This is a genomic window from Streptomyces sp. ISL-12, from assembly GCF_018614415.1.
Classification (GTDB): domain Bacteria; phylum Actinomycetota; class Actinomycetes; order Streptomycetales; family Streptomycetaceae; genus Streptomyces.
Map to the genome: position 1 here is coordinate 1 of NZ_JAGGOO010000174.1, position 8,974 is coordinate 8,974.

General features: G+C 69.1%; 7 protein-coding genes and 1 pseudogene. 3 read left to right on the forward strand and 5 right to left on the reverse strand.

What is annotated here, in order from left to right:
* Nucleotides 1-252 precede the first annotated feature (252 nt).
* From J7I94_RS35680 to J7I94_RS39645, 4 genes and pseudogenes are all read right to left on the reverse strand, one after another.
* Nucleotides 253-1,209, reverse strand: a complete 957-nt coding sequence (locus J7I94_RS35680; RefSeq protein ID WP_215174169.1) for an MFS transporter — start codon at nt 1,207-1,209, stop codon at nt 253-255.
* A complete protein-coding gene (locus tag J7I94_RS38855) occupies nt 1,206-1,454 on the reverse strand; it encodes a hypothetical protein (protein WP_251076230.1) in 249 nt (82 codons plus the stop codon). The genes J7I94_RS35680 and J7I94_RS38855 overlap by 4 nt, the downstream gene beginning before the upstream one ends.
* Before the next feature lie 267 nt (nt 1,455-1,721).
* Nucleotides 1,722-2,384: a response regulator transcription factor gene (locus J7I94_RS35690; RefSeq protein WP_215174171.1), complete on the reverse strand. Its 663-nt coding sequence runs from the start codon at nt 2,382-2,384 to the stop codon at nt 1,722-1,724.
* A gap of 82 nt (nt 2,385-2,466) precedes the next feature.
* Nucleotides 2,467-2,988: pseudogene (locus J7I94_RS39645) on the reverse strand (sensor histidine kinase); the annotation flags it as partial.
* A gap of 657 nt (nt 2,989-3,645) precedes the next feature.
* Here J7I94_RS39645 and J7I94_RS35705 point away from each other — a divergent pair.
* The gene (locus tag J7I94_RS35705) at nt 3,646-4,044 is read left to right on the forward strand and encodes a peptidase inhibitor family I36 protein (RefSeq protein WP_251076231.1); all 399 of its coding nucleotides are present in this window, start codon (nt 3,646-3,648) and stop codon (nt 4,042-4,044) included.
* Nucleotides 4,045-4,385: 341 nt separating this feature from the next.
* Complete coding sequence (locus J7I94_RS35710; RefSeq protein WP_215174174.1) at nt 4,386-5,807, forward strand: hypothetical protein; 1,422 nt, start codon at nt 4,386-4,388, stop codon at nt 5,805-5,807.
* A gap of 4 nt (nt 5,808-5,811) precedes the next feature.
* On the opposite strand, the gene J7I94_RS35715 is transcribed toward J7I94_RS35710, so the two are convergent.
* Nucleotides 5,812-7,263, reverse strand: coding sequence for a DUF308 domain-containing protein (locus J7I94_RS35715; protein ID WP_215174176.1), 1,452 nt, complete (start codon nt 7,261-7,263; stop codon nt 5,812-5,814).
* A 362-nt stretch (nt 7,264-7,625) separates the two neighbouring features.
* Between J7I94_RS35715 and J7I94_RS35720 the strand changes: the two genes are divergently transcribed.
* Nucleotides 7,626-8,900: an MFS transporter gene (locus J7I94_RS35720; RefSeq protein ID WP_215174178.1), complete on the forward strand. Its 1,275-nt coding sequence runs from the start codon at nt 7,626-7,628 to the stop codon at nt 8,898-8,900.
* Nucleotides 8,901-8,974 lie beyond the last annotated feature (74 nt).

Here is an 8,974-nt window from a genome sequence, read left to right on the forward strand (position 1 = left end):
CTCAACAAGGCGTCCGACTAGCCCTGACCCGGGCAAACCGACCGGTCCTAACCGCGCAGGCATAAATAAATCCTGCAACGATCACTCCAATCCGAAACAATCACTACAGTCGCAGATCAGCGGATCGCCCGAGCATCTCTGCCATATAAATTCCCTGTTCAAGACAACGTCACGCCGCGGCACGGTATCCCGAAACGATCACTACATTCACAGGCCAGAACACTGTCAACTCAGTGATCAACAACGTATTTGTCACAGCGCGGCGGCCGCGAGCCAGGGGATCCGGACCGTGGCCAGCACCACCAGCGTCATGGCGAAGACGGCCGCCCCCACGGCGAGGATGCCGTTGGCGCCGAGCGCGCGCCGGATCGCCGGGAGCGCGAAGGCGCCGCCCACCGCGCCGATGCCCACCACGCCGAGCAGCAGTCCGTACCCGCCCGAGCCGAGCCCCAGGGAGCGGCTGGCGACCAGCGGGAGCAGCGACCACATGGCGGCCCCGCCGGGAATGAACAGGGCCGTGCGCAGCAGGACCCGCCGGACGCCCGGGGCGTGCCGGACGTAGCGGCGGCCGGCCTGCACGGCCGCCAGCAGCCCTTCGCCCCGGCCGGCGGGCCGGGGTGTGACGGGACGTCGCCACAGCAGCAGGACGGCCGCGATGCCGAGGTAGGACAGGGCGTTGAAGGCGAAGACCCAGCCCGTGCCCGCCGCCGCGACCACCAGGCCACCGACGGCGGGGCCCACCGCGCGGGCCAGGTTCATGTTCACGGCGCCCAGCGCGGCCGCCTGCCCGAGTTGCTCGCGCTCCACCAGTTCCGGCTGGATCGCCTGCCAGGCCGGGCCCATCAGCGCGGTGCCGCAGCCCAGCAGGAAGGTGAGGGCGAGCAGGAGGTACGGGGTGAGGACCTCCTGGAACGCGAGCACCGTCAGCACGCCGGACGCGGCGAGCATGGCGAACTGCGCCGCCAGGAGCACCGTACGGCGGTCGTAGCGGTCGGCCAGCACCCCGGAGGGCAGGGCCAGGAGCACGACCGGGAGGCTGGAGGCGGTCTGCACGAGGGTCACCAGCGAGGCGCTGTGTCCGACCAGGAGCCACTGGGCGCCGACCGTCTGCATCCAGCTGCCGGTGTTCGAGACCAGTTGCGCGATCCACAGGGCACGGAAGACACGTGCAGCCAGCGGCGCCCACGCCGAGGTGTCCGGCGCCCTCATGACCGCGGCCCCGTCCAGGCGGGCCCGGCGGGCGGCAGCCGGCCGGCGGCCGGAGACGTCCCCACGAGCAGCACGGCCAGGGCCGACATGGCGGGGCCGGTCGGGACGAGGCCGCGGCGGACGGCGATCGCCCCGGCCTGCGGAAGGCGGGGATCGCCGGTGTGGGTCTCGGCGTTGCGGACGACCAGGTCCGCCGCGTCGTCGGTGGCGCGGGGCATCAGCCCGCCGACCGGCATCGTGGACACCTTTCGACAACCTCCTGCGGGGTGTACGGCGTGGCAGTCGCGTGCGGGCCGCGTCCGCACGCGGATCCGGCTCGGGGTCCGAGTCCTGCGAAGTGGCGCGCCGCGGTCACTTCGCCGTCACGCTAGGCCGCCCCGTTCATCCCCGGTCTCCCCTCAGCGCACCGGATCTTGTCCCGCAGCGCATCGTGCGCCGCCGTCCGCTGTTCCACCCGACCGCGTGCCGCTTGTCGGGGAGTGTGACATCGCCACCTGCTCCGGGCGTCAGCGTCATGCCAGGTGGACGAGGCGGCTTCCGTCAGCGACGATCACGGCCTGTACCCGGTCGCGGAGTCCGAGCTTGTGCAGGATCCGCCCCAGATGGGACTTCACGGTCGCCCCCGCGAGGTGCAGGGCGGCCGCGGTCTCGGTGTTGGTCAGGCCGCGGCCCACCTGGACGAGTACCTCGCGCTCGCGGACGCTGAGCCGGCTCAGCCGTTCGTCGTGGGCGGCGCCGCTGCCGTCGGGGATGTGCGGGCAGAGGTTCTCCAGCAGGCGGCGGGTGATCCGCGGGGAGACCGCCGTGTCGCCCGCGGCAACGCGGCGGATGACGGTGAGCAGTTCCCCGGGCCGGGTGTTCTTCAGCAGGAAGCCCGAGGCGCCGGCCTTGAGTCCGGCGAAGGCGTATGCGTCGAGGTCGAAGGTGGTGAGGATCAGCGCTCTGCTCCGCGGGGAGATCCGGACGACCTGTCGGGTCGCCTCGATCCCGTCGGTTCCGGGCATCCGGACGTCCATGAGGACGACATCGGGGCGCATCGCCCGGACGAGGCGGACGGCCTCCTCGCCGTCCGCGGCCTCGCCGACCGGTGCCATGTCGGGCTGGGCCTCCAGGACCGCGCTGAAGGCCATGCGGAGCAGCGCTTCGTCGTCGGCGATCAGGATGCGGATCGTCATGCGGACACCTCCCGCCGCTGCCGAGGTCGAGACGGGTACGGACTCCCCAGCCGCCGCCCGGGAACGGTCCGGCCCGCGGCTCTCCTCCGTAGGCGGCCGCGCGCTCGCGCATGCCGGGGATGCCGTGGCCGGACGGCGTGGTGCCGGGGAGGGGCGGACAGGGGCCGCTGTCGGTGACGTCCACTGTCACGGTTCGGGCCGAGCACCGCACCCGGACCTCCGCGTGTGTGCCGGGGGGTGTGTGTTTGAGGGTGTTGGTCAAGGCTTCCCGCACCAGGCGGTAGACGGTCAGTTGCGCGGTGGCGGGGATGTGGGTGTGCCCGCCCTGGACCTCCAGACGGGTCGGCAGCCCGGCAACAACGCACATCTGGCCGGCCAGGGAGCGCGGTTGGGCGATGCCGGGCAGCGGGTGGCGCTCCGCGTCCGGTTCGTCGGTCCGCAGGATTCCCAGGGCGCGCCGTGTGTCGGTCAGTGCCTGCCGGCCTGTCTCGGAGATCTGGAGCATCACGGTGGTCGCCTTGTCGGGTGCCCGGTGCTGCGCGTGGGCGGCGGCGTCGGTGGGCGCGACCTTGACGGACAGGGTGTGGGTGACGATGTCGTGCATCTCCCGGGTGATACATGCCCTTTCCTCGGCGGCGGCCAGCCGCGCCTGCTGGTCCTGCTCCCGCTCCAGGCGTGCGGCCAGTTCCGCCAGAGCCGCGAGGCAGACGCCCTTGGTCCGCACGTTCACACCCAGGACGGCGGCGGCGACCACCGCGGTCGCCGCGACGAACGTGTTCGGAAACGCTTGGACGCCCCCCTGTACCTGCCGCCGGTGCCCTCGATCGTCGGGTCCCTCGGCCGTACCGAGAGCGTGCGCGTCGTCGCCGCGACCACTCTCGCCTTCCTGAACAGCGCTCTGCGGCACAGACCCGGTGGGCTGGCCGGCGTTCTGTCGGCCTGCGGCGACCTCGACGTCCACCGCCCAGGCGACAGCCACTGATCAGCCGCGCCGCGGCGGCCGACGGCAGGGCCGTTCCCCTCCCCCGCCGGAGTGCCGTACGCGGTGTACCCCGCCGCGTACGGCACAGTTCAGGAACGGCCCACCCTCCAGACGTCGCCTGTCGTCAGGCAGCCTTCGTGGGCCCCGGCCGCTCGATCACCTCCATCGCCGGGCCGGTGGAAGGTCTGGGCCTTCCAGTTCGGGTGAGTCCTCCACTGGAGTGAACCCGGACGCAAGCCGCCCCCGACCGCCGCAGTCACCCCGTATCAGTAGAGCGTGATGACCAACCTGATGCGTGCCGCGGCCGCCGCCGCTCTCACGCTTGCGCCCCTGGCCGTTCCGGCGTCCGCCTCCGGCGAAGAACGCCACTCGACGCACATCGCGATCGACTGTCCCTCCGGCTACGTCTGCGTCTACCCCGAGATCAACTTCGGCGGGCAGCCCTGGGTACGCCGCGCCGTCGACGGCAGCGTGAAGGACCTGCCCTCATCGATCCGCAACCGCGGCAGCTCCATCCGCAACAACTCCGACCGCACCGCCCGCGTCTACGAGAGGCGTGACTACGCCGGCCGGTGGGTGTGCGTCACCCGCAGCGGTGGCTCCATCCACGACCTGCGCGGCTACAACCTCAACGACCAGACCCGCTCCCTGAAGATCAACCGGAACAACTGCGGCTGATCCCGCACCGTCCCGTCTCGTCGGCGGGCAGGCGACATGACCGTCAGGGTGGTCGTGGCAGCACGGCACCCCGGGTCAGTCCGACCTGCCCGGCCCGACGGCGCACCGGTCCACGGCACGCCCCCCTTCCGGTCGAGGGGGCCTCTCCTGTCCTGCTGAGCGGCCGAGTTCCGGTCGCGGTGCGGCTCGGTGTTCCCGTTTGCGAGATGCACCGGACGGGTGAAGAGTGGATCTGTATCGGCTTGGGCATTCCTCTGGCTCCGACGTCTTCTGGAGCCGCCGTCAGCGGTTGTTGTCACCACGGACGGAACAGCCCGGCGTCCAGCGCATCGGGAACCATCATGGCCACAACTCCCGGAGTTCCCCGGAGACACATCGTTCATGCGGCCAATGCGTCCCTTCTCGCCGCAGCGCTCGCGCTGCCGGCCGGTCTGACGATTTCCTCGGCGGACGCTCAGAGCGCGAACGGTGACCGAGCCGGGGCAGTGGCTCAGACCACGGACCCTCCGCAGCCTCCTCCCTCTGAGCCGAGCGGACCGGCGGAAGGCGAAACGCCCCCTCCCCCACCGCCGGACTCCGATCCCGCCGGTCCGACGGATACCACGACGTCTCCTCCCTCCACGCCGAGCGGGACGCCTGACACCACTGAACCGCCGGACCCCGGAGACACGGACGGACAGGCGTCCGAACCCCCGCCGGAGCAGGAGGAGGAAATCGACGAGGCGACGACGGCCCTGAACGAGGAGAAGGAACGAGTCCCCGAAGAACTCGTGTCGACCGTGGAAACACTGATCACCCTCGTCGGCACGGTCGAGGACCCCCGGACGAAGCCACAGGACAGGCAGGGAGTCGTTGAGAGTGCGAAGAACCTGTCCACCGCCCTGGCAGCCATCAGCAACCCCAGGACGCCTCCCGAACTGCGTAAGGATTTGACCACGACCGTGGAACAGGTGACTTCGGCACTCGAGAAGGTCAGCGAGCCCCGAGTCCCGACCGAGAAGAGGTCCACGCTCATCCTGGTGGTCAAGCGAGCCACCTCCACCCTGGACATGATCTGCGATCCCCGGACGCCGCGGGGCCTGCAGGGTCAGATGGTCACGACAATGAAGAACACGGCCTACGTCGTGGAGCGGAGCAACGGGCCGGAGGCCACACCGGCTCTCGTGCCGGTGGGATCGTCTCAGGACATCATGCACGCCCCGAGGACACCGTCGAGGGAACGAGAACAGCTCTCGGACATCACTCAGCAGGTCAGTTCGCTGCTGAGGAAGATCAGCGACCCTGGGACGTCGCAGGAGGAGCGGTCCGAAGCCGCGAAAGAGCTGGACGAGAAAACCGCTCGCATGAAGAAACAGCAAGAACGAGCTGCCTCCGCTCAGGAACGCCCGAAGGAATCTCTCGGCAAGGCCGCCGCGTTCTGCAGCAGCGCGGTTTTCGAGTCCATGCCCGAGTCCGACCTCGTGCAAGGGCTGAAGAAACTGGTGCCCGCGCAGTGGGAGGAGGAAGGGGTCAAGGACTTCTGGAAGGCGGAGGAAAAGAGCAACGACACGCTCGACGTCCTCGCCCAGTTGAGGAACAACGAGCACACCCACGGCCCGTTCAAGGTCGTACCGCTCATCACCGAACTCGCGGAGCTCGTGCCGCACGACAGGCTGTTCGGGACCCTGGGAGCCGCGGCCCTGTCCTGCGAGCAGACTGCCACATACCTGGAGGAGGAGTTCGGGGTCACGGTGGGCAGTTGGCTCACGAAGGGCGGCGAGTGACCGGTCAGCCGGCCGACCTCAGCAGTTCGGCCACGGCGATCTCCGCATCAGCCCGGGCCCTCGCAGCTCCGTATCTCTCCAGCTCTCTTCTTTCTTCGGCATAGTCACCGAGCACGGAGAAACTGAAAGGAAAGGAAGAAATAGAAGAGATGAACCGGCCTCTGGGGGACCAGACAGCAGTCACATAACGCGGCTTGCGCGTCACATTGATGAGATTGTTATTGTGTCGTACTCTTGCGCGGTATATGAGCTGGCTTCCGCACATCGCCGGCTCGCAATAATAGGATCGATCACGTTCGTTCCACGACGGATGAGCGGACCTGAACTCCTTCACATCGATCTTCCCGCGATCCTTCCTCATGTACGAGATCTGCAGCTCAACACTTACGGTGTCGTACTCGACATCCCTGGGAAGCTGGAATACACGCGTCAGAACGTACTCCTGCCCGACGTCGAGCGAATTACCGGACTCAGAGAACCTCCCACTGCTTATGGTGGTGTAGGTGAGCTGGTCGACATAGAGTTCGGCCTCCCCCTCGCGCGTCCCCTGTTTCCCGACACTCTCCCTCCACTCGGCGATCAGATCCGCCTCCCCCAGAGAATAAGAGGCTCCCCTGCCACGGACTGTGTAGATGTCATTCAGGATGTACACCGGGATTCCTCCGGTGTTTTTCATGTGCAGTGTCAGCGGAACGTGCACGAAGGGTAGCCTCTTGTCCTCCCGGGCCTTCCCGAACTCCGCTTTCAGGGTGAAGTGCATGGGGGCGGCCGCAGGCTGGTACATGGTGGAGTAAGCAAGACTGACGGCCGTCAGGAGCGCTGTGACGACCACCCCGGCCGCGAACTTCTTGGGCTGCGGCACCCCTTTCCATGATTTTTGGCGCACAAGAACCCAGAGTGCCCATATCGACCAGCAGAAAGCGGGCAGACAGACCAGCAGATGGCGCGTGTACTCCTTTTCCTCGAACCAGAGGAGAAGGAGGAGGCCGTCAGTGGCCAGTACAACGAACGCGCCGAGCAGGACAATCGCCCCGGATGCCTGGAACTGCCGCCTTCCCCAATAGTCGAGCGCCGATACAGCCGAGATTCCCAGCAGCACGCCCGAGAGGACGAACAGCACGCCGGTGATCCGTTGCGCGAACGTCAGGGCACCCGACGCATCCGGCCATCCGATGACCACGTTGAAAACCATGGACACGAGCAGCCCGGCCACCATGAGTGACATGATCGAGCGCCGTCTCCAGGGTCGGTCCGGCCAGTCTCCGCTGTCACCCCCGCGCCAGTACACGGATGCCGGATCGTCCAGGTCGACGTTCTCCGCGTAACCCTGGCGGCGGAGCACTCTGGCCAGCTCGGCCCGTGACCATGCGCTGCCGGCCAGCTGTCCGTCGATGGTGACGCGGCGCAGACCACGACTGTCCGGCGGCTCCACGACGACCCATGGACGGATGTTCATGACCACAGATTCGAACCTGGTCCGGCACCGTGCACGCGGAGCTACCCCGTTCGCCTTCACGCACCGAGGTCCGCAGTCCCCTGCCTCGGCGGTCCGCAGGGGCTGCGACGCGGCAGCCGCAGGCTGGTGAGAGCCGAGCACCCCGGCAGCGCGGGAGCAGACCGACACCGCCCCGCGGTCCGCCCCGCCAGGCGTGACACAGTTCACCGCGAAAGCGGCTTGATCTTGGAATGTCCGTTGCCTCGTCACCGCTGCACTCCGAGGGGCTCGGGCCGATCAGGTGTGCCGGATGGCGGCGGTGCTTGACGAAACCGCCCGCGCCCCCGTCCCCGTACCGCAATCCCCGAAAGGTCGCCCGCACCATGCCCCTGGCCCTGCTGGCCCTCGCCGTCGTCGCGTTCGGCATCGGCACGACCGAGTTCGCCACGATGGGGCTGTTGCCCCAGATAGCCGACGGCGTCGGTGTCTCCGTACCGCAGGCCGGGAACCTCGTCTCGGCCTACGCGCTCGGTGTCGTCGTGGGCGCCCCCGTCCTCACGGGCATCGGAGCGCGCATACCTCACAAGCGGCTGCTGTTGCTCCTGACCGGACTGTTCGTGGTCGGCAACGTCGCCTCCGCCGTCGCTCCGGGCTTCGGCTCGCTCTTCGCCGCGCGGTTCCTGGCGGGGCTGCCGCACGGCGCGCTCTTCGGTGTCGGCGCCGTGGTGGCCTCCCGGCTGGTGGCGCCCGAGCGCGCGGCACGGGCCGTCTCCAAGATGTTCCTCGGGCTCACCGTCGCCAACATCGTCGGCGTCCCGGCCGGCACCGCCCTCGGACAGCAGCTGGGCTGGCGGTTCGCCTACGGCGCGGTCGCCGTCATCGGCCTGGTCGCCCTGGCCTCGCTGGCCCTCTTCGTTCCGCACCAGCCGCGCGGCGGGCAGTCCGGCGTCCGGCACGAACTGCGGGCGATGGGCAACCGGCAGGTCGCGATCGGCCTGGCCACGGCCGTCGTGGGGTTCGGCGGATTCTTCGCCGTGTACAGCTATCTCGTGCCCATGCTGACCAATCTGACGGGCATCTCCGACTCCTCGACCACCCTGGTCCTCGCCCTCTACGGCGTCGGAATGACGCTCGGCACGCTGATCGCGGGCCCGTTCACCGACCGCGCGCTGCGGCCGACCCTGTACGTGGGGCTCGTCCTGCTCGCCGCGGCGCTGGTGACGTTCTACTTCACGGTGCACAGCACGGTGCCCGCGCTCCTGACCATCGCCTTCCTCGGGGCGATGGGGTCCTTCATCACGACGCCCGTGCAGATGCTCCTCATGGCCAAGGCCAAGGACGCTCCGACGATGGCGGCGGCCTCCAACCACTCCGCCTTCAACCTGGCCAACGCGGGCGGTGCGTGGCTCGGCGGCCTGACCATCTCGGCCGGCTGGGGCTGGGCCTCGCCCAACCTGGTCGGTGCGGCACTCGCCCTGGCGGGCCTCGGACTCGCCTTCACCGGGGGCCTCATCGACCGGGGCGGCAGGCACTCCGACGTGATCCCGGCTCCCGGCCGGGAGGCGCCGACCGCAGCAGGGGACGCCTCGGCCCACCGGCGCGAGGAGGAGTCCGCTGCCTCGCTCCTGCCTGCCGCCGCCCCTGGTGAGCGCGGCTAGGGCCTGTCGTTTGGATCACGCCGCAGACGCGGGGTCTGGCACGCGCATCTGCGGCGTTGTCGTCACTCGCCGAC

Excerpts from the sequence above, each read along its gene's own strand:
- J7I94_RS35680 (WP_215174169.1), bottom strand. The coding sequence starts at position 1,209 with ATGAGGGCGCCGGACACCTCGGCGTGGGCGCCGCTGGCTGCACGTGTC.
- J7I94_RS35690 (WP_215174171.1), bottom strand. The coding sequence starts at position 2,384 with ATGACGATCCGCATCCTGATCGCCGACGACGAAGCGCTGCTCCGCATG.
- J7I94_RS35720 (WP_215174178.1), top strand. The coding sequence starts at position 7,626 with ATGCCCCTGGCCCTGCTGGCCCTCGCCGTCGTCGCGTTCGGCATCGGC.
- J7I94_RS35715 (WP_215174176.1), bottom strand. The coding sequence starts at position 7,263 with ATGAACATCCGTCCATGGGTCGTCGTGGAGCCGCCGGACAGTCGTGGT.
- J7I94_RS35710 (WP_215174174.1), top strand. The coding sequence starts at position 4,386 with ATGGCCACAACTCCCGGAGTTCCCCGGAGACACATCGTTCATGCGGCC.
- J7I94_RS35705 (WP_251076231.1), top strand. The coding sequence starts at position 3,646 with ATGACCAACCTGATGCGTGCCGCGGCCGCCGCCGCTCTCACGCTTGCG.